The organism is Pseudomonas sp. GW821-FHT01A09, from assembly GCF_058986725.1.
In genome coordinates this window covers 54,661-75,159 of record NZ_JBYSWB010000012.1, presented here as the reverse complement: position 1 = coordinate 75,159, position 20,499 = coordinate 54,661, and the positions used below count along the sequence as shown (strand labels likewise).

Genomic DNA, 20,499 nt, shown 5'->3' with positions numbered 1-20,499 from the left:
CGCCTAAAAAACGTACAGGCTGTACGAGGCGCGCTATGGACTGGCTTGGTTTGCGTTTCACCGGGGCGCTCCCCGAACAGGGGCAGATACTCCTGCATTGCACCCACGACCCCTTCCTGGTGTTGCTGGCCTACGTAGTTGCCTGCGCCGGCAGTTTTGCCACCCTCGACATCGCCGAACGCCTGCAACATGCCGAACATCCAGGCACTCGCCGCCGTTGGCGCTGGGCCGGAGCCGCCTGCCTGGCAGGCGGCATCTGGGGCATGCACTTCATCAGCATGCTGGCGTTCATGGCGCCAATGGAAGTGCACTACGACCTGCCCGTCACCATCCTTTCCCTGCTGATCGCACTGATCGCCAGCCTGGCGACCTTGCGCAGCCTCGAACGCGCGACGCTCAATGGCGGCCAATACCTGCAAGCCGCGGCGATCCTCGGCCTGGGCATCGTGGCCATGCACTACTCCGGCATGTCGGCCATGCGCTCCGATGCGCAAACCTACTACAACCCCTGGCTGTTCAGCCTGTCGATCGTCATCGCCATTGCCGTAAGCTTCGCCGCGCTGGTGTTGACGCGACGCTTCCGCTATCCCAGCGGCCGCTACGCCGAGCTGCGCAAATACGCCGCGACCTTGCTGATGGCGGCAGGCATCATCAGCACCCACTTCACCGGCATGTGGGCGCTGACCATGGCCATGCCGGTCGACCTGCACACGCACGGCACCATCAGCTCCAATGGCACCCAACTGGGCATTACCGTGGCGGCGATCACCTTGCTGATCATGGCCTTGTGCATCAACGCCGCGCTGGCCGACAAGAAACTGCAAAGCAAGGAGCAGGACCTGCGTCACGCCAATGCCCTGCTCAATCAGCTGGATCAGGCGCAGGTCTCGCTGCAGCAGGCGGCGCACTATGACGGCCTGACCAACCTGGTCAATCGCCGCGGCTTCGACCAACTGTTCGCCGACAAACTCCAGGAACGCCAGGCCAACGGTGGCATGCTGGCGGTGATGTTCCTCGACATCGACCACTTCAAGCGTATCAACGACAGCCTTGGCCACGATGCAGGCGATGAACTGCTCAAGGCCATTGCCAACCTGCTGCGTAACGCCACCCGTGGCCAGGATGACGTGGTCGCGCGTTTTGGCGGCGACGAGTTCTGTGTGCTGTTGAGCCTGCGCACCCGGGACGAGGCGCGGATGATGGCCCAGCGCATCATGACCGCCATGAAGAACCCCATCGAACTGGCCGGGCGGCGCATGGCAATGACCACCAGCATCGGCATCAGCCTGTTCCCCGATGACGGCAACAGCACCGAAGCGCTGCTGAAAAGCGCCGACCTGGCGCTGTATCAATCCAAAGGCAATGGCCGCAACAGCGCGCATTTCTTCAGCGAGGATCTGCGCAGCAAAGCTTCCCTGGCCTTGCATCTGGAAGCCGAATTGCGCGAGGCGTTGCGTTGCGGGCAGGAGCTGGAGCTGTTCTACCAACCCATTTTCGACCTGCGCAGTGGCCAGGTCACCCGCCTCGAAGCCCTGGTCCGCTGGCGCCATCCCGACCACGGTCTGCTGAGCCCCGACGCCTTTATCGGCATCGCCGAGACCAACGGCCTGATCGCCGAGCTGGATGGCTGGGTGCTACGCCGCGCCTGCCTGGATCTGGGCGAGCTGGAACGCCTGGGCCACGACAGGCTGCGCATCGCCCTCAACTGCTCAGCGCTCAACCTCAAGCGCGAGTCCTTGGTCGACGAAATCGCCGCAGCCCTTGCCGACACCGGTGCCAAGCCCCAGCGGCTGGAACTCGAGGTGACCGAGAATGCGGTGATGCTCAACATCGACAGCGCCATCAAGGTGCTGAGCAGCATCGAGGCGCTGGGTGTGTCGCTGGTGATCGACGACTTCGGTACCGGCTATTCATCTCTGGCCTACCTCAAGCGCCTGCCGCTGAACACCCTGAAAATAGATCGCAGCTTCATCCAGAACACTTCGCCCGCGCCCTATGACATGCAGGTGGTCAAGGCGATCATCGCCATGGCCCACACCTTGGGCATGCAGGTGATTACCGAGGGGGTGGAGACCGAAGAGCAGTACGAGATGCTCAAACAGTACGGCTGCGACTACGCCCAGGGCTTCCTGCTTGGGCATCCGGTGCCCATGGCGCAACTGCGCGAGTTGCTGGGGCAGGTCGAGAAGCGCCCACCACCGCCATCCGCACCGCCACCCACCCTGTCGATCGTGGGCAAGACGCCAAATCGCTGAACAGTCGATTGCACCACTAAAGGGCGCGCTATATTACTGCGCTCTATTCTGGATCAGGATCCAGGGTGATATCACTACCGCCCAGAGGTCCGGGGTGCCCTCGTGCAAAGCCAGAGCCCGCGAGTCAGAGAGCTTCTCGACCTTTCCTGCGGCCAGCCAGGCAGCGATGGGTTCTTTGTGGTCCAAGGCAAAAGATTCGGCCACGGCGACCAGATCCAGCTCGGGATCGACCCATAACAGGGCACCCTTGGCAAAGAAAGGTTGCAATTCTTTCCAGGCAATCGAGGCGGTCTCGCCGAGCAGCTTGGCATAGAGGGTGCTAGGTTGTTCTGTCATGGGTCTCACCGAATAAACGAAGGCGCAATCATAACGTCGGCGTGCTTTCGGCAAAACCCGGTTGCAAATCCAGCATTGATTACAGCGTTCAAACCGGCAATGGTGTGCCAGCTGTCGGGGACGGTCCGGCGCGGGGGCGAACCCCTTGCCTGCAAAGGGCTAACCCTTGTTGCACAGAGGGTTTTTCGCTGGCCACAGGTGATTGCGCGCCGTGTTTCTGTAACTTTGTGTCGATTTGGCGACACCCGTATCGCGCTTGCCATTCGCCGCTTTTCAAGGCGCAAACCGGCGCTCTACACTGCCTGCGGTGAAAACTCGGGTGGGCTCGGAGCGCTTCGGTAACGGCAGCAAAATGCTTTCGATACGGGCCGAGACCTACCCGGTTCGGCAGCCCAGGCCGCCAGAACTATAAAAACTAAAACACGAGAGTGGAGCATTATGCACAAGCAGATTTCCAAGCTGTTCGCCGCCATGGTACTGGCCGGCGTCGCCAGTCATTCGTTCGCCGCCGACACCATCAAGATCGGCATCGCCGGTCCCAAGACGGGCGCTGTCGCGCAATACGGCGACATGCAGTTCAGCGGCGCAAGAATGGCGATCGAGCAGATCAACGCCAAGGGCGGCGTCGACGGCAAGAAGCTCGAAGCGGTCGAATACGACGACGCCTGCGATCCCAAGCAAGCGGTCGCGGTCGCCAACAAGGTGGTCAACGACGGCGTCAAATTCGTGGTCGGTCACCTGTGCTCCAGCTCCACCCAGCCAGCATCGGACATCTACGAGGACGAAGGCGTGATCATGGTCACACCGGCCGCCACCAGCCCGGAAATCACTGCCCGTGGCTACAAGATGGTGTTCCGCACCATCGGCCTGGACAGCGCCCAGGGTCCCGTCGCCGGCAACTTCATCGCCGATCACGTGAAGCCGAAGATCGTCGCCGTCGTCCACGACAAGCAGCAGTACGGTGAAGGTATCGCCACCGCGGTCAAATCGACCCTGGAAGGCAAAGGCGTGAAGGTCGCCGTGTTCGAAGGCATCAATGCCGGCGACAAGGACTTCTCCTCGCTGATCGCCAAGCTCAAGCAAGCCAACGTCGACTTCGTCTACTACGGCGGCTACCACCCCGAGCTGGGCCTGATCCTGCGCCAGGCTCAGGAAAAAGGCCTGAAGGCCAAGTTCATGGGGCCTGAGGGCGTCGGTAACGAGTCCATCTCGCAGATCGCCCAAGGCGCCTCCGAAGGCCTGCTGGTAACCCTGCCGAAGTCCTTCGACCAGGACCCTGCCAACAAGGCACTGGTAGAAGCCTTCACCGCCAAGAAGGAAGATCCGACCGGCCCGTTCGTATTCCCGTCCTACGCAGCCGTGCAAGTCATCGCTGGCGGTATCGAACAGGCCAAGAGCGAAGACACCGCCAAGGTGGCCGCAGCCATCCACGCCGGTACCTTCAAGACCCCGACCGGCGACCTGAGCTTCGATGCCAAGGGCGACCTGAAAGACTTCAAATTCGTGGTCTACGAATGGCACTTCGGCAAACCGAAAACCGAAGCCAAGTAAGATCCACTGACTGACTACAAAGCCCACTGCGACCTGCAGTGGGCTTTGTATTTAGGAGCACTGCAATGCCCGACATTTATCACTTCTTCCAACAGTTGGTGAACGGCCTGACTGTTGGCAGTACCTATGCCCTGATCGCCATCGGCTACACCATGGTCTATGGCATCATCGGCATGATCAACTTCGCCCACGGCGAGGTGTACATGATCGGCTCGTACGTGGCGTTCATCGCCATTGCCGGCCTGGCCATGTTCGGTATCCACAGCTTGCCGCTGCTGATGACGGTGGCGTTCATCGCCAGCATCGTGGTCACCAGCGCTTACGGTTACAGCATCGAACGCATCGCCTACCGACCGCTGCGCGGCAGCAATCGCTTGATCCCGCTGATCAGCGCCATCGGCATGTCGATCTTCTTGCAAAACACCGTGCTGCTCTCGCAAGACTCCAAGGACAAATCGATCCCCAACCTGCTGCCCGGCAACTTCGCCATCGGCCCGGGTGGGGCACAGGAAGTCATGATCTCCTACATGCAGGTGCTGGTCTTCGCGATCACTCTCATCGCCATGCTCGGCCTGACCCTGTTCATCTCGCGTTCGCGCCTGGGTCGCGCCTGCCGTGCCTGCGCCGAAGACATCAAGATGGCCAACCTGCTGGGTATCAACACCAACAACATCATCGCCCTGACGTTCGTCATCGGTGCGGCGCTGGCGGCCATCGCCGCCGTGTTGCTGAGTATGCAATACGGCGTGATCAACCCGAGTTCCGGCTTCCTGGTCGGGCTCAAGGCCTTCACCGCCGCGGTACTGGGCGGCATTGGCAGCATTCCGGGCGCCATGCTCGGTGGCCTGGTGCTGGGTGTGGCGGAAGCCTTCGGTGCCGACGTGTTCGGCGACCAGTACAAGGACGTCGTGTCCTTCGGTCTGCTGGTATTGGTACTGCTGTTCCGCCCCACGGGCATTCTTGGCCGTCCGGAGGTTGAAAAAGTATGACCCGTCCCCTCAAATCCGCGCTGTTCAGCGCGTTGCTGGTGTGGGCCGTAGCCTACCCGGTGCTCGGCCTGAAGCTGTCGATCGATGGCATCCACCTGATCGTCGAAAACGCCAGTGCCACCACCCTCAGCATCATCGCCCTGTGCTCGGTCCTGATGTTCCTGCGCGTGCTGTTCGATCGGCCCCTGAGCGCGGCGTGGAAATCCCGTCGTCAGGGCTCGCTGATCCCGGCCAGCGCCAGCAACTTCATGACCCTGCCCAGCACCCAGAAGTGGTTCATCATCGGCCTCATCGTGCTCGCGTTCATCTGGCCGTTCTATGGCTCGCGTGGTGCCGTCGACCTGGCGACCCTGGTGCTCATCTACGTGATGCTGGGCCTGGGCCTGAACATCGTCGTCGGCCTCGCTGGCCTGCTCGACCTGGGCTATGTCGGCTTCTATGCGGTGGGTGCCTACACCTACGCCATGCTGTCGCACTACTACGGTTTCAGCTTCTGGGTGTGCCTGCCCATTGCCGGCCTGGCCGCAGCGGCGTTCGGTTTCATCCTCGGTTTCCCGGTACTGCGCTTGCGTGGTGACTATCTGGCGATCGTGACCCTGGGTTTCGGCGAGATCATTCGCTTGTTCCTGCGCAACCTCACCGACCTCACCGGCGGCCCCAACGGCATCAGCAGCATCCCCAAGCCGACCCTGTTCGGCCTGAGTTTCGACCGCACGGCCGCCGATGGCGGGCAGACCTTCTACGAGTACTTCGGGCTGGCGTACAACCCGGTCGGCAAGGTGATCTTCCTCTATCTGGTAGCGCTGGTGCTGGCCCTGGCTGCACTGTTCATCATCAACCGCTTGCTGCGCATGCCCATCGGCCGCGCCTGGGAAGCGTTGCGTGAGGACGAGATCGCATGCCGCGCGCTGGGCCTGAATCCGACCATCATCAAGCTCTCGGCCTTCACCCTGGGCGCGAGCTTCGCGGGCTTTGCCGGCAGCTTCTTTGCCGCACGCCAAGGCCTGGTCACGCCCGAGTCATTCACCTTCATCGAATCGGCGATCATCCTCGCCATCGTCGTGCTGGGTGGCATGGGCTCACAACTGGGCGTGATCCTCGCCGCGATCGTGATGATCGTGTTGCCGGAAATGATGCGCGATTTCAGCGAGTACCGCATGTTGATGTTCGGCGCCATGATGGTGCTGATGATGATCTGGCGTCCGCAGGGCTTTCTCCCGATGCAAAGGCCACACCTGGAGCTGCGTAAATGACCCGCAACATTCTCGAAGTCAGCAACCTGAGCATGCGTTTCGGCGGCCTGCTGGCCGTCAACGGTGTCGGGCTCACGGTCAAGGAAAAACAGGTGGTCGCGCTCATCGGCCCCAACGGCGCCGGCAAGACCACGGTGTTCAACTGCCTGACCGGTTTCTACAAGCCTACTGGCGGCACCATCCTGCTGGATGATCAGCCGATCCAGGGCATGCCTGGCCATGAAATCGCCCGCAAGGGCGTGGTGCGTACCTTCCAGAACGTGCGGCTGTTCAAGGAAATGACCGCCCTTGAAAACCTGTTGATCGCCCAGCATCGGCACCTCAACACCAACTTCCTCTCCGGTCTGTTCAAGACCCCGGCCTTCCGCCGCAGCGAGCGCGAAGCCATGGAGTACGCCGAGCACTGGCTCGAGCGAGTCAATCTCAAGGAGTTCGCCAACCGTACCGCCGGAACCCTGGCCTACGGCCAACAACGTCGGCTGGAGATCGCTCGCTGCATGATGACGCGCCCGCGCATCCTCATGCTCGACGAACCCGCCGCCGGCCTCAACCCCAAGGAAACCGAAGACCTCAAGGCGCTGATCAGCGTCCTGCGCGAGGAGTACAACGCCACCGTGCTGTTGATCGAACACGACATGAAACTGGTCATGAGCATTTCCGACCACATCGTGGTGATCAACCAAGGCACGCCGCTGGCCGATGGCACGCCTGAACAGATTCGCGGCAATCCTGACGTGATCAAAGCCTACCTGGGGGAAGCGTAAATGCTGCAGTTCGAAAACGTCTCGACCTTCTACGGCAAGATCCAGGCGCTGCACAGCGTCAACGTCGAGGTGCGCCAAGGCGAGATCGTGACCCTGATCGGCGCCAACGGCGCGGGCAAATCGACGTTGCTGATGACCCTCTGCGGTTCGCCACAGGCGCACTCGGGCAGTATCCGCTACATGGGGGAAGAACTGGTGGGCCAGGATTCCTCGATCATCATGCGCAAGAGCATTGCGGTGGTGCCCGAGGGGCGGCGGATCTTCGCGCGGCTGACGGTCGAGGAAAACCTCGCCATGGGCGGCTTCTTTACCGACAAGGGCGATTACCAGGCGCAGATGGACAAGGTCCTGGCGCTGTTTCCAAGGCTCAAGGAGCGCTTCACCCAGCGCGGCGGCACCATGTCCGGGGGCGAACAGCAGATGCTCGCCATCGGCCGGGCGCTGATGAGCAAGCCCAAGCTGCTGTTGCTCGACGAGCCCTCGCTAGGGCTGGCGCCGATCATCATCCAGCAGATCTTCGATATCATCGAACAGCTGCGCAAGGATGGCGTGACGGTGTTTCTGGTAGAGCAGAACGCCAACCAGGCCCTGAAAATCGCTGACCGGGCCTATGTGCTGGAGAACGGCCGGGTGGTGATGGAAGGTTCGGGCGAGGCGCTGCTGACCGATCCGAAGGTGCGCGAGGCGTATCTGGGCGGGTGATCTTTCAGCGTGGCTAGTGGCCTCTTCGCGGGCAAGCCTTGCTCCCACAGGTGTGTGACTCGCCTTGTAGGAGCAAAGCTTGCTCGCGAAGGGGCCCGTCCTGATACTGCTTAGAGGCGTATCTCTGCGGGTGATCTTTCAGCGTGGCTGATGGCCTCTTCGCGGGCAAGCCTTGCTCCCACAGGTGTGCGGCTCGCCTTGTAGGAGCCAAGCTTGCTCGCGAAGGGGCCCGTCCTGACACCGCGTACAGTCATCCCCAACACCGTTTTGACGTTTACCCTTATTGCCTGTGCTACGGTGGCCGCCTCGTCCAAGGAGCCCCGTCAATGCACCACCTGCGCACCGTTGCACTCCTCACTCTCCTCCCGTTGTTTTCCGCCTGTCAGATGCTCGGCCTGGGCGTCAGCGAACCGCATCCCAATGCCGGCCTCACGCGCATGCAAGGCGCATTGCTGGGCGAAGGCGGTCATCTGCTGTTTCAACCTTGTGGCGAACAACGACGCTTCGCGGTGACCGATGTCGGCAACACCGGCGTACTGCAGGAAGCCGGGGACCTGGCAAGCAAGCCTGGCACTCTGTTCGTTGACCTGCGGGGCAGCTTCGACGCCAGCAAGACCGGCGGCATGGACGGCACCCTCAAGCTGTCCCAGCTGTACCGCGTCGAACGTTCCAATACGGCCTGCAGCGACCCTAATTTCAAGCTGCAAACCGTGCATGCCAGCGGTCACAACCCTGAATGGGAACTCAAAGTCAGCGGCAGCGGCATGGTCCTCAACCGTGCAGGCGAAGCGCCCCTGGCCCTGCCCTATCTGGAAGAACAACTGCCCGACGGCCGCCTTAACCTGTCGAGCGCCGCCAACGACCAGCGCATCGATGTCTGGTTGGCGCCACAGCGCTGCGTCGACGGTGCCAGCGTGCAGTTTCTGACTGCCGAAATCCGCGTCAACGGCCAGGCTCAGCGCGGCTGTGGCTATTTCGGTGGTGCGCGCAACGACTGAACGTCCGATTTAGCCTGACGCAGGCGGCCTCTGGCAGCTTATAATCGCCGGCTAGAAAAAGCTGCCGGGCCGTCCCTGCGGCTCGGATATTGGACCTGTCATGTTACGAATCACCGAACTCAAGCTGCCCCTCGACCATACCGACGAGGCCTTGCGCCCTGCCATCGTGCAGCGCCTGGGCATTACCGACGCTGAGCTGCTGAACTTCACCCTGTTCAAGCGCAGCTACGATGCCCGCAAGAAAAACAGCGAGTTGCAGTTCATCTACACCATCGATCTGGAAGTCGCGGACGAAGCGCCGCTGCTGCACAGATTCGCCGACGATCACAACGTCAATCCGGCGCCGGACGTCACCTACAAGTCAGTCGGCCAGGCGCCGGCCGATCTGCGCGAGCGCCCGTTGGTGGTCGGCTTTGGCCCTTGCGGCATTTTTGCCGCGTTGCTGCTGGCGCAAATGGGCTTCAAGCCGATCGTGCTGGAACGCGGCCGCGAAGTCCGGCAACGCACCAAGGACACCTGGGGCCTGTGGCGCAAAAGCGTGCTCAACCCTGAATCCAACGTGCAGTTTGGCGAAGGCGGAGCCGGGACCTTCTCCGATGGCAAGCTCTACAGCCAGATCAAGGACCCACTGCACCACGGTCGCAAGGTGTTGCACGAGTTCGTCCGTGCCGGTGCGCCAGAAGAAATCCTCTATGTCTCCAAGCCGCACATCGGTACTTTCCGCCTGACCGGCATGGTCGAAACCATGCGCAAGGAAATCGAAGCCCTGGGTGGTGAGGTGCGCTTCGAACAGAAAGTCACCGACGTGCTGATCGACAACGGTCAACTGCAGGGTGTCGAGCTGGCCAGCGGTGAACAGCTGCTGTCCCGTCACGTGGTGTTGGCGTTGGGTCATAGCGCCCGCGATACCTTCCGCATGCTGCACGCCCGTGATGTGTTCATGGAAGCCAAGCCGTTCTCGGTGGGTTTTCGTATCGAGCACCCGCAGACCGTCATCGACCAGGCGCGCCTGGGCAAGTACGCCGGGCACCCGAAACTCGGCGCGGCCGACTACAAGCTGGTGTACCACGCCAAGAATGGCCGCTCGGTCTACAGCTTCTGCATGTGCCCAGGCGGTACTGTAGTGGCGGCGACCTCGGAACCCGAGCGCGTGGTCACCAACGGCATGAGTCAGTATTCGCGCAACGAGCGCAACGCCAACTCCGGCATCGTGGTCGGCATTACCCCCGAGCAGGATTATCCGGGCGGCCCGCTGGCCGGGATCGAGTTGCAAGAGCAGCTGGAATCCAAGGCCTATCTGCTCGGGGGCAGCAACTATCAAGCGCCCGCGCAATTGGTAGGGGATTTCATCGCCGCCAAGGCTTCCACCGAACTGGGCAGCGTCGAACCGTCGTACAAGCCCGGGGTGTCGTTGGGTGACCTGGCGTTGGCGCTGCCGGCTTTTGCCATCGAGGCGATCCGCGAAGCGCTGCCAGCGTTCAACCGGCAGATCAAAGGCTATGCCATGCATGACGCGATTCTCACCGGCATCGAGACCCGGACCTCCTCGCCACTGCGTATTACCCGTGGTGCCGACTTGCAGAGCCTCAACGTTCGCGGCCTGTTCCCGGCGGGTGAAGGCGCCGGCTATGCGGGCGGCATTCTGTCGGCCGGTGTCGACGGCATCCGCATCGCCGAGGCAGTGGCGCGGGATATTCTCGGTATTGCAACCCTCTGAGCTTCTGTAGCGAGGGGGCTTGCCCCCGATACAGTGCGTCAGACGCCATATCAGTGGCTGGTACACCGTATCGGGGGCAAGCCCCCTCGCCACAGGGTTGCTCATTCATCGGTGGGCGAAACGGGTTGTAACACTTATCAGACTCGTCCTATCGGCTCAAAACCGCGAAACTCCCGGCCCTGCCGCTTATAACAAAAAAGAATATAACTTTTGTTTTAACACCCGCGCGCACAGGTTAGGGTGGCGGTCCTTCAACGTCCCAGAACGAGGCTGCCATGCGTATTCGCGGCGCTTTGAACCGTTTTATCCAAATGGAAGCGTCCAGCGGCCTGCTGCTGATCGCGGGTGCCGTATTGGCACTGATCGTCAACAATTCGCCCCTTTCAGTGTTCTATCAAGGCTTCCTCGATACTCAGGTGGTGGCGCAGATCGGCGCGCTGAAGATCGACAAGCCCTTGCTGCTGTGGATCAACGACGGACTCATGGCGTTGTTCTTCCTGCTGATCGGGCTGGAGGTCAAACGCGAAGTGCTGGCGGGCCAACTGTCCAACCCGGCTCAGATCGTTCTGCCCGGCGCCGCCGCCGTTGGCGGCATGCTGGTGCCGGCGTTGATCTACTGGTGGCTCAACCACCATGACTCCGCAGCGCTGGCCGGCTGGGCCATCCCCACCGCCACGGACATCGCTTTCGCGCTGGGCGTGCTGGCGCTACTGGGCAATCGCGTGCCCACCAGCCTCAAGCTGTTCCTGATGACCCTGGCGATCATCGACGACCTGGGCGCCATCGTTATCATCGCCTTGTTCTACACCAGCGAACTCTCGAGCATGGCCCTGTTACTGGCAGCCGCTTGCCTGGCGGTGCTGATCGGCATGAACCGCCTGGGCGTAGTACGCCTGGCGCCCTACCTGATCGTCGGCGCGGTGCTTTGGGTCTGTGTGCTCAAGAGCGGCGTGCACGCGACCTTGGCGGGCGTGGCCCTGGCTTTTTGCATTCCACTGCGCACAGGCAACAAGCCTGCCCCACTCGCCACCCTGGAGCACGCCCTGCACCCTTGGGTGGCGTACGCGATCCTGCCGCTGTTCGCGTTCGCCAACGCCGGGCTGTCCCTCAAGGGCGTCACTCTGGACAGCTTCACCCACCATGTGCCCATGGGTATCGCCGCAGGTTTGCTGCTGGGCAAGACCGTCGGTGTGTTCGGCCTGACCTGGCTGGCGATCAAGACTGGCATGGCCGCGTTGCCCGCTGGCGCCAACTGGGGCCAGGTATTCGGCGTGGCGGTACTCTGCGGCATCGGCTTCACCATGAGCCTGTTCGTGGGCTCGTTGGCGTTCGTGCCGGGGGTCAGCGAATATGCCGGCGAAGACCGCATGGGGATCCTCACCGGATCGGTGATTGCTGCATTGCTGGGCTACGCGATCACCGCCACAGCCAGCCGGAGGAGCGCCACTGCGGCGTGAAGCACGGCAACCAGCGCACATAAAAAAAGCGGGCCCTTGTATGTAAGGGTCCGCTTTTTGTTGGGGCTTGCGCTTAGTGAGTGACGCGGCTGGTGCCATCGACAGTCATGATGCGAACGCGCTCACCGACGCGGAAAATCTCGTTTTCCTGCACGGCCTGAACATAGGCTCGCATGCTGCCGTCGTCTTCGCGAACAGTGATTTCCACGCCTTGGGTTTTGGTCAGGCCTTCTTCTGCCGCCGAGCCCGCCAGGCCACCGGCGACAGCGCCGATCACAGCGGTAATGATGCTGCCACGGCCGCCACCGATGGCGCTGCCGGCGACGCCACCGACTACGGCACCCGCACCGGCGCCAATCGGGGTCTTGCTGCCTTCGATCTTGACCGGCCGCAGCGAGTCGATGGTGCCCATGCGCACAGTCTGAACGCGGCGCGCTTCATCGCGGGAGTAGGAGTCACCGCTCAGATCGGACATGCAACCGCTCAGCAGCAGCGACATGGTGGTGAAAAAGGCAACCAGCACAACAGATTTACGCATGAGAAATACTCCAGATTGGCAGATAGCTATTAGACGCCGCAGCATGCCCGGTGTCACGACACAAGCTGTATAAATTTGATTCCATTCAGCTCAGGTACAGACATTTCCGTCGGCGCTGGCATCGCTGCAACGGCCTTGTTCAGTCGACAGCACAAGCACCCGAAAGGTCAGGCGCATCGTACCGGGGGGGGTCAGGGTGCCAGGCGCTCACGCGTCCAGGCACTCCCTTCGAGGCGGAAATTGAGGCGGTCATGCAGACGGCTCGGGCGGCCTTGCCAGAACTCGATGCGCTCGGGCAGCAGTCGATAGCCGCCCCAATGAGGGGGACAAGTGGGCGCGTCATCGGCAAAGCGCTGCTGGGTCTGCGCCAGCAGCGTCTCCAGCTCGGCGCGATCACCTATGACTTGGCTCTGGGGCGATGCCCAAGCGCCCAGACGGCTGCCCAAGGGGCGCACTTGGTAATACGCATCGGACTCCGCCGCGCTGACCTTGACCACTCGCCCTTCGATACGCACCTGGCGCTCGAGTGTCGGCCAGAAAAAGGTCATCGCACCGAGCCCGGTATCAGCCAGTTGCTGGCCCTTGGCACTGTTGTAATTGCTGAAGAAGGTGAAGCCCTGATCATCCAGGCCCTTGAGCAACAATACCCGGCAATGTGGACGCCCTTGCGCATCCACGGTAGCCACCATCATGGCATTGGCTTCGACGGGAGGCTTCTCGGTCTTGACGGCCTCGTCGAACCAGCGCCGAAACAGCGCAAAGGGCTCGGCCGGGGCTTGCGCCTCGGTCAGCCCGTCACGGGTGTAGTCGCGACGCATGTCAGCGATGGACTGGCTCATGGCTTTGCTTGCGCCCCTCAGTTATTGCTGGTGGTGTCGGTGGTGGCTTTCTTGGCCACTACTTTCTTCGCCGGAGCAGCAGCCTTGGCGGGAGCGGCTTTCTTCTTGGTCGCAGCGGGTTTGGCGGCGGCGGCTTTTTTGCCAGCGGCTTTCTTGGAAGTGGCAGGCGTAGCAGCCGTGGTTGCCGGCAGCGGCTTGACGTCCTGGACCGCGACCATTTCGGCGGCTGGTGGCGTCGGCTGATTATAGCGGGCGACCAGTGCGATCATGGTGTCTTGCGGGGTCAGCATGATTTCGACGCGACGGTTGAGGGCGCGACCCTCGACGCTGTCATTGGCAGCACGCGGCATCACCGAGCCCATGCCACGCAGGTTGAGACGGTCACGCTGCAGGCCGCTCAGGCGGAAGATCGACGCCACTGACTGCGCGCGCTGCAGGCTCAAAGCCTGGTTGGCGCTGGTCGCACCACTGGTATCGGCATGACCGAGCACCAACGCGGCGGTTTTCGGATCGGTCTCGATGACCTTGGCAACGCGAGTGATCGGGCCCAGCGTCACCGGCAAGAGCATTTCCGGGCGCTTGGGGTTGAAGTTGCTGTCCGCAGGCACGGTGATGACCAGCAAATCTTCACGACGCTCGACCTGGAAGTTGCTGTCCTTGAGGGCTTCGCGAACCTTGGGCTCATAGTTGTCGAGCCAGGCCTTGGTGGCTTTGGCATCGATCTTGGGAACTGCCGCTACCACCGGGGCATCGGCTGGCTTGTCGCTGCTAGCGAACGGCCACCACCAGTGTCCTTCGCTCTGGGCCTTGGCATCGGAAGCCGCATCGGCCTTGGCGACGCGATCATTCACCGCCTGCTCGACGCCCTTGTCCGCCGGTTGTTGAAAGCCGAACTGCCACCAATGCGGAGCGGTGTCGGCACCGCTCTGGGACGGGGTTTGCGCGCAACCGGTAACGGCCAGGCAGAGTGCAAAAGCGAAGGATTTATTCGGCAACATGATCAGTCCGCAAGGTGAAGTGAAGATAAATCGGGTTAACAAACCCGCATAAACTATTGATTGGATAGTAGAACATTCGGCGCATCATAGCGCACCGTCGGTCGATTCGCTCAAAGACAACTTGCGAGGGCTGCCGACAGCCGTTGTACCCGTGGATCCATGAGGATGTACGGGCCCAGGGTGTTGGTGACAAAACCGAAAGCCACGTCCCGCTCGGGGTCGGCGAACCCGATGGAGCCACCCGCCCCGGGGTGGCCGAACGCCTTGGGCCCGAGGCCGAAGGTGGCATTGGCGACCTGCGGCTGATCGAGCATGCAGCCCAGGCCGAAACGCGTGGAGGTCAACAAGGTGTGGTCGTGGCCGAGGCTGTGCTCGCGAGTCAGCTCGTCGAGTAACTCCGGCTCCAGCAACCGACCGTCCAGCAAACCACTGTAGAACCCCGCCAGACTGCGCGCATTACCGTGGCCGTTCGCCGCCGGCTGTTGCATGCGTCGCCACTCGGACTTGTTGGTGCTGGTCAGAATCGACGGTGGGTTGGTGAACGCCTTGGTGCTGAGGGCCTCAGGCTCGCGCATCGTCACCTGCAGCAAACGCCGCGAGGCGTCGTCGCCGCTGTGGCCTTTACCACGGGCAATATGCGCGACGCGGTAGAATTCTTCGTCATCCAGCCCGACGTGGAAGTCCAGCCCCAATGGCCGCGCCACTCGCGCGCCGATGGACTCGCCCGGGCCGCGACCATCGGCGATCCGAATCAACTCGCCCACCAACCAGCCATAGGTGATCGCCGCGTAGCCATGAGCCGTACCCGGTGTCCACCAGGGGGCCTCGGCAGCCAGGGCATCGACCATCACCTGCCAGTCGTAAAGGGCTTCGGCCGGCAGTTGCTGACGCAATGCAGGCAGGCCGGCGCGGTGGCTGAGCAGGTGGCGCAAGGTCACCCGCTCCTTGCCCGCCGCCGCGAACGCCGGCCAGTACTGGGCAACTGGTGCGTCGAGACTGAGCTTGCCCTCGCCCACCAGTTGCAGGGCTGTGACCGCTGTGAAGGTCTTGGTGCAGGAAAACAGGTTGGCGATGGTATCGGTGTGCCAGGCCTGGCTGGCGTCCTTGTCGGCGGTGCCGGCCCAGAGATCGATGACGGACTCGCCGCCGACCTGGATGCACAGCGCCGCACCACGCTCTTGGGGATCATCGAACAAGGCAGCGAACGCATCGCGCACCGGTTCGAACTGAAGCTCGTAATGACCCTGAATCTGCACCGAAAGCCCCCGCGACCCATGAACAAAAGTGCGGGCATTGTTCCAGTCTGCGCGGCGTTTGGGAACCCATGAGCGCCAGGTGGCACCCATGGGTCGATCAGCTGAAGGGAATCAGCGATTGCCGCCTTTGCCCCCATGCCCTGGGCCATGGTCACCGCCCTTGCCGCTGTGGTCAGCGATCGGCGCGGCGACCGCTGGGGCCAGCTTGCGCAGGCGATCGAGCGCCGCGAGGTTGCTCTTGCGCACCGATGTTACAAAGCCCGAGTAAGGCAGATCGGTGATCGCCACCAGGCCGAAGTGGCCGTTCTCGCCATCCAGCAAGCGCCCGGTCAGGGGCTCATCCAGATACTGGAACCAATGCACGCCGACGATCGACGGTTCCTTCAAGGCTGCGTCGAGGAACTTATCGTAGGCCGGGCCGCGATCCTCTTCATGGGCCACTTCCATTACCCCCGGCCAGAACAGGCCGCGGTCGCGAGAGCCAAAATGGAACTCGCTGACCAGCACCGGTTTGTCCAGCGCCGCCAGGGCCTTGAAGTCATAACCATCCTGCGGAGTCGGGGTGTAGAAGTTGAAGCTCAACACATCGCAATACTGGGCGCAGGCCTTGACCGCTTCCGGAGTACTGACGGCGAAGCGACCGCCGAGCAACAGCTGGTTGGGCGCATGCCATTTCAGCGCATCGGAGACCGTCTTGAAGTAGGTGTCCGCGAAGGTTTCCTGGAAGTGCTGGTAATCGGCCTCGATCTGCGGATGTTCGGAGTTGGGCAATGGCCCCTGGAAGCCTGGATCTTCCATCAACTCCCAAGCCGCCAATTCGATCCCCCAGGCTTTCGATAGCCCTTCCTGGTTGCGATATTTGTCGCGCAGCTGCTTGAGGAATGCGCGTTTGGCCGGGATGTCGGTGGTCAGCTTCAATGTCCCCAAGGCCAGAGCGTAACGGGTTTCGGCGGTCGCACCGGGGCCGGCCCAGGCGAGCTCGTTGTCCGCGTAGTAACCGATCAGCCAAGGATCTTCGCGATGATCGCGGGCGGCGATGGCCACGGCACGCTCGGTCGCCATGGCGAAGCGTGGATCGAACGGGTCAGGCATGCGCCCCCACCAATCCATGCCAGTGCTGATGCTGGCGTAATCACCGACGATCGACAGCGGTAGCGTGTACGGCACGCGCTCGGCACTCTCCAGGCCAGCGGCGCTCCAGTTGCCGATGGTATTAAAACCCCAGCCTTGCAGGCGGTCGAGGGTATGCGCCTGCCAGCGCGCGGCATCGAATGCCGCCGGCGCACCGGGTTTGCCGTAGGTGCGCTGCAGATTGGCGGCGTAGAAATCGAACCAGCGACCATGGTTGTAACCCATGCCCTGGGCCGATCCGTTGCCACTGCGATCATCCTGCTGGCCATAAAAAGCCGCGGCAGGCTCGTCAGCCGTGGGCAGGCTGGAAAACATCCACTCCCGGCCCTCTGTATAGGTACGCTCATTGTCGGCAGTTACCGCATTGACGCCGAGCGAGTAGAACGGATGCCCTTCAGGCGTTACCAGATACCAGCGACCGTCATGCTTTTGGGTCCGGAAAAACCCAGTGGCGTCGAAGCTCACGCCGCCGGTCACGCCACCGAAGCGATCTATGCGCGCGTTCTTGCGCTCGGCCAGCCAGCCTTTGAGTTGCTGCTGTTCACGGCCGGCTTGCGCCTTGAGCTGGTCGTCGCTGCTGACCTTTTCAGGCCAGCGGCCGCGGGTGAACTGCCCATAGGCATCGACGATCTGGCTGTAGGCCGCTTTCTGCAGGGTATCGCCGGACAGCAGCGCAACGCGCTCGATCAGAATGCTCTGAGCCACGTTGGGCTTGTCCAAAGACAGCGTCACCGACGCCACCTGGTCGCGGCTCAAGTCACCGCCACTGCTGGCCAGCAGTACCCGTTGGCCATCCTGCGTCCACGGCATCGGCGGCCCGGCGCGCATACCTTGGCTTGCCGGAGAACTGGCCTGCAAAGGCACGATCACCGTCTGCGCAGGGCCGGCCGGCAGATCGATGCGGCTGGTGAGGGTCTTGCCGTCAGTGCTTTGCACCGTGACATACAGGGTCAGCGCCCAATCCATGGCACTTTGCACGCGCAGGGTCATGGCGCTGTTCTGCCGCCAGTCCCACACGCCGGTAGGAGGTGCCAGGCGCAGGGCGGGCTTGTCCGCCGCACTGAAGGTCACCCGCCGCAACACTTCGCCCTCGGCGGTCTGCTCGGCGTTGGCCTGGGGCAGATCTGCGCCTTGCGCAGTGATCTTGACCGTATCGGTCGGCCGCACGAAGCTGAACAGCACTTGCGCGCTGCCCGCAGGGGCAGGCGCGCCGCTGTCTGCGGCAGGGGCGACCGGTACCGGCTCAGCGGTGGACGGAGTAGCAGTAGCAGGCGCGGCAGCAACTGGCAGCTGGCTCGGCGCGTTGGCGGGCGCGGTGGGGACCTCGCCCTCGGCCGCCATCAGCGGGGCCGCGAACATCAGCGCGAGAACAGCGGGCAGGGAACGGCGCAACATAGATGGATGTATCTCCTCGATGAGGTCCGGCGGACCTCGGTGATTGTGTATAGAGAGCATAGAAGGCATTCCGCTCATTGCCCTGGCGGGGCCCGCGCGGTAAGCGATCTAGCTGATTTCTCGGCGGAAGGGCGGCAGTGCGTTGAGGATCGCCTTGCCATAGCGCTGAGTGACGACGCGGCGGTCCAGCAGGGTGATGGTGCCGCGATCCTGCTCGGTGCGCAGTAGCCGACCACAGGCCTGAATCAAACGCAGCGAGGCATCGGGCACGGCGATTTCCATGAACGGATTGCCGCCCCGCGCTTCGATCCATTCGGCCAGCGCGGCTTCGACAGGGTCGTCCGGCACGGCAAAGGGAATCTTGGCGATGACCACGTGTTCGCAATAGGCGCCTGGCAAGTCGACACCCTCGGCGAAGCTGGCCAGGCCGAACAGCACGCTGCTTTCGCCGCCGTCGACCCGCGCCTTGTGCTTGTTGAGGGTTTCCTGCTTGGACAGGTTGCCCTGAATGAACACCTGGCGTCGCCAGTCGCGATCCAGCCCGTCGAAGACGTCCTGCATCTGCTTGCGGGAAGAGAACAGCACCAAAGTGCCACGCGAGCCTTCGACCAGGTCGGGCAAGTCACGGATGATGGCGGCGGTGTGCGCGGCGGCATCACGAGGGTCGGCGCCCAGGTCCGGAACCCGCAAGACGCCAGCGTCAGCATGGTGAAACGGGCTAGGCACTACCGTGGTTACCGAGTCCTTGGGAATGCCGGCGCGCATGCGATAGCGGTCGAACTTGCCGAGTGCCGTCAGGGTCGCCGAGGTGACCAGGCAACCGTACGCCACATTCCACAGATTGCGCCGCAGCATCTCCGCCGCCAGGATCGGGCTGGCGTTGACTTCGATGTCGTACAGCGCGCCGCTTTCCGACAAGGTCAGCCAGCGCGCCATGGGAGCGCTGTCTTCCGGGTCTTCGGCGGTGAACGCGGTCCATAGTTCCCAACTGCCGGAAGCACGTGCCAGCAAGGTACCGAACAGCGGATACCACTCCTCGGCCTGGTGGCTGGCAATGCCGATATTGACCTCCCCTTCCATGCCTTCCTTGAGCAGATCGCTCAGGCGCGTGAACAGGTCGGTGAGGCGCGAGAAGCCTTTTTTCAGCTCGACGCCCATTTCCCGCATGTGCTCGGGAATCACGCCGCCAACGAAGCGATGGCGTGGGCGCTCGCGGCCTTCCATGTCTTCGCCAGGTTTGAAGTCAGCGACCTGTTCGCAGGCTGCGAACATGAATTGTTGTTGCGCCTTGATCTCCCGCGCCAGTTCCGGCACCTGCTCGATGAGCTTGCCCAGGTCGCCAGGCAGCGGATGCTGGGCCAACAGCTTGGTGAGATTCTTGGCGGTCTGCTCCAGCCAGTCGGCGGTCGAGCGCAGACGGCTGTAATGAGCGAAGTGACCGATGGCCTTGTCCGGCAGGTGATGGCCCTCGTCGAATACATAAAGGGTATCGCGTGGGTCGGGCAGCACGGCGCCGCCGCCCAGAGCCAGGTCGGCCAGCACCATGTCGTGGTTGGTAACGATGACATCGACCTTGCCCATGCCTTCGCGGGCCTTGTAGAACGCGCACTGCTGAAAGTTGGGACAGTGACGGGTGGTGCACTGGCTGTGATCCGTGGTCAGCCGCGCCCAGTGGTGATCCTCCAGCGCCTGGGGCCAGCTGTCGCGGTCGCCGTCCCACTTATTGCCGGCGAGCTTCTCGATCATGCTGGTGAACAGCTTCTGGCTGACTTCATCGACCTCGATCTTGAAGCCCTCGTCTTCGAACAGCTGGGCCGTGGCGGTCTGCGCGTGGCCCTCCTGCAGCAGGGCATCAAGCTTGGACAGACACAGGTAGCGGCCCCGCCCCTTGGCAAGCGCAAAGGTGAAGCTCAGGCCGCTGTTGCGCATCAGGTCGGGCAGGTCCTTGTGGACGATCTGCTCCTGCAAGGCCACGGTAGCGGTGGCAATGACCAACCGTTTGCCCGCCTCCTTGGCGGCCGGGATAGTTGCCAGGCTATAGGCGACCGTCTTGCCGGTACCGGTACCGGCTTCCACGGCCACGACGGCCGGCGGGCCACTGCGGCGACCTTCTTCGTCGACCTCGATGTCACCCAGGACCTTGGCCACCTCGGCGATCATCAAGCGCTGGCCATAGCGTGGCTTGAGGCTCTTGGCTTCGAGGAAACGCGAATAGGCGCCCTGGATCTGGGATTTGAGTGCTGTGCTGATCATGAGTCTTGGGCGCTGAAGCCTGTATAAATTTTCAGTGTTTCAATCGGGTCGCTATCATACCCCGCTA

At 62.5% G+C, this 20,499-nt stretch carries 16 protein-coding genes; 9 read left to right on the top strand and 7 right to left on the bottom strand.

The annotated features are described in order from the left end of the window. Nucleotides 1-35 precede the first annotated feature (35 nt). Nucleotides 36-2,255: a putative bifunctional diguanylate cyclase/phosphodiesterase gene (locus tag AC3WJP_RS15500; protein ID WP_493722168.1), complete on the top strand. Its 2,220-nt coding sequence runs from the start codon at nt 36-38 to the stop codon at nt 2,253-2,255. Between the two features lie 33 nt (nt 2,256-2,288). Here AC3WJP_RS15500 and AC3WJP_RS15495 read toward each other — a convergent pair whose 3' ends face one another. Further along, nucleotides 2,289-2,591, bottom strand: coding sequence for a DUF2288 domain-containing protein (locus AC3WJP_RS15495; RefSeq protein WP_493722169.1), 303 nt, complete (start codon nt 2,589-2,591; stop codon nt 2,289-2,291). A 438-nt stretch (nt 2,592-3,029) separates the two neighbouring features. Between AC3WJP_RS15495 and AC3WJP_RS15490 the strand changes: the two genes are divergently transcribed. The 8 genes from AC3WJP_RS15490 (at nt 3,030) to nhaA (ending at nt 12,022) form a co-directional block, all read left to right on the top strand. After that, on the top strand, nt 3,030-4,142 hold the full coding sequence (locus AC3WJP_RS15490; RefSeq protein ID WP_493722170.1) for a branched-chain amino acid ABC transporter substrate-binding protein: 1,113 nt from the start codon (nt 3,030-3,032) through the stop codon (nt 4,140-4,142). Between the two features lie 65 nt (nt 4,143-4,207). Further along, the gene (livH, locus tag AC3WJP_RS15485) at nt 4,208-5,131 is read left to right on the top strand and encodes a high-affinity branched-chain amino acid ABC transporter permease LivH (protein WP_493722171.1); all 924 of its coding nucleotides are present in this window, start codon (nt 4,208-4,210) and stop codon (nt 5,129-5,131) included. Continuing rightward, a complete protein-coding gene (locus AC3WJP_RS15480) occupies nt 5,128-6,384 on the top strand; it encodes a high-affinity branched-chain amino acid ABC transporter permease LivM (RefSeq protein ID WP_493722172.1) in 1,257 nt (418 codons plus the stop codon). The genes livH and AC3WJP_RS15480 overlap by 4 nt, the downstream gene beginning before the upstream one ends. Beyond that, nucleotides 6,381-7,148, top strand: coding sequence for a high-affinity branched-chain amino acid ABC transporter ATP-binding protein LivG (livG, locus tag AC3WJP_RS15475; protein ID WP_493722173.1), 768 nt, complete (start codon nt 6,381-6,383; stop codon nt 7,146-7,148). The genes AC3WJP_RS15480 and livG overlap by 4 nt, the downstream gene beginning before the upstream one ends. Further along, complete coding sequence (locus tag AC3WJP_RS15470) at nt 7,149-7,850, top strand: ABC transporter ATP-binding protein (RefSeq protein ID WP_493722174.1); 702 nt, start codon at nt 7,149-7,151, stop codon at nt 7,848-7,850. A gap of 326 nt (nt 7,851-8,176) precedes the next feature. Continuing rightward, a complete protein-coding gene (locus AC3WJP_RS15465) occupies nt 8,177-8,848 on the top strand; it encodes a hypothetical protein (protein WP_493722175.1) in 672 nt (223 codons plus the stop codon). A 100-nt stretch (nt 8,849-8,948) separates the two neighbouring features. Then, nucleotides 8,949-10,565 (top strand): NAD(P)/FAD-dependent oxidoreductase, encoded by a 1,617-nt coding sequence (locus AC3WJP_RS15460; protein WP_493722176.1) that lies wholly within the window; start codon nt 8,949-8,951, stop codon nt 10,563-10,565. 275 nt (nt 10,566-10,840) lie between these two features. Further along, the gene (nhaA, locus tag AC3WJP_RS15455; RefSeq protein WP_493722177.1) at nt 10,841-12,022 is read left to right on the top strand and encodes a Na+/H+ antiporter NhaA; all 1,182 of its coding nucleotides are present in this window, start codon (nt 10,841-10,843) and stop codon (nt 12,020-12,022) included. Nucleotides 12,023-12,095: 73 nt separating this feature from the next. Here nhaA and AC3WJP_RS15450 read toward each other — a convergent pair whose 3' ends face one another. The 6 genes from AC3WJP_RS15450 to dinG form a co-directional block, all read right to left on the bottom strand. Further along, entirely contained in the window at nt 12,096-12,560 is a 465-nt protein-coding gene (locus AC3WJP_RS15450; protein WP_493722178.1) for an outer membrane lipoprotein, read from the bottom strand. A gap of 191 nt (nt 12,561-12,751) precedes the next feature. Then, nucleotides 12,752-13,399 (bottom strand): pyridoxamine 5'-phosphate oxidase, encoded by a 648-nt coding sequence (pdxH, locus tag AC3WJP_RS15445; RefSeq protein WP_493722179.1) that lies wholly within the window; start codon nt 13,397-13,399, stop codon nt 12,752-12,754. A gap of 17 nt (nt 13,400-13,416) precedes the next feature. Then, entirely contained in the window at nt 13,417-14,397 is a 981-nt protein-coding gene (locus tag AC3WJP_RS15440) for an OmpA family protein (RefSeq protein WP_493722180.1), read from the bottom strand. Between the two features lie 110 nt (nt 14,398-14,507). Beyond that, nucleotides 14,508-15,653 (bottom strand): serine hydrolase domain-containing protein, encoded by a 1,146-nt coding sequence (locus tag AC3WJP_RS15435; RefSeq protein ID WP_493722181.1) that lies wholly within the window; start codon nt 15,651-15,653, stop codon nt 14,508-14,510. Between the two features lie 111 nt (nt 15,654-15,764). Continuing rightward, nucleotides 15,765-18,179 (bottom strand): beta-galactosidase, encoded by a 2,415-nt coding sequence (locus AC3WJP_RS15430; RefSeq protein ID WP_493722182.1) that lies wholly within the window; start codon nt 18,177-18,179, stop codon nt 15,765-15,767. Nucleotides 18,180-18,287: 108 nt separating this feature from the next. Continuing rightward, nucleotides 18,288-20,432 (bottom strand): ATP-dependent DNA helicase DinG, encoded by a 2,145-nt coding sequence (gene dinG / locus AC3WJP_RS15425; RefSeq protein ID WP_493722183.1) that lies wholly within the window; start codon nt 20,430-20,432, stop codon nt 18,288-18,290. Nucleotides 20,433-20,499: the final 67 nt, after the last annotated feature.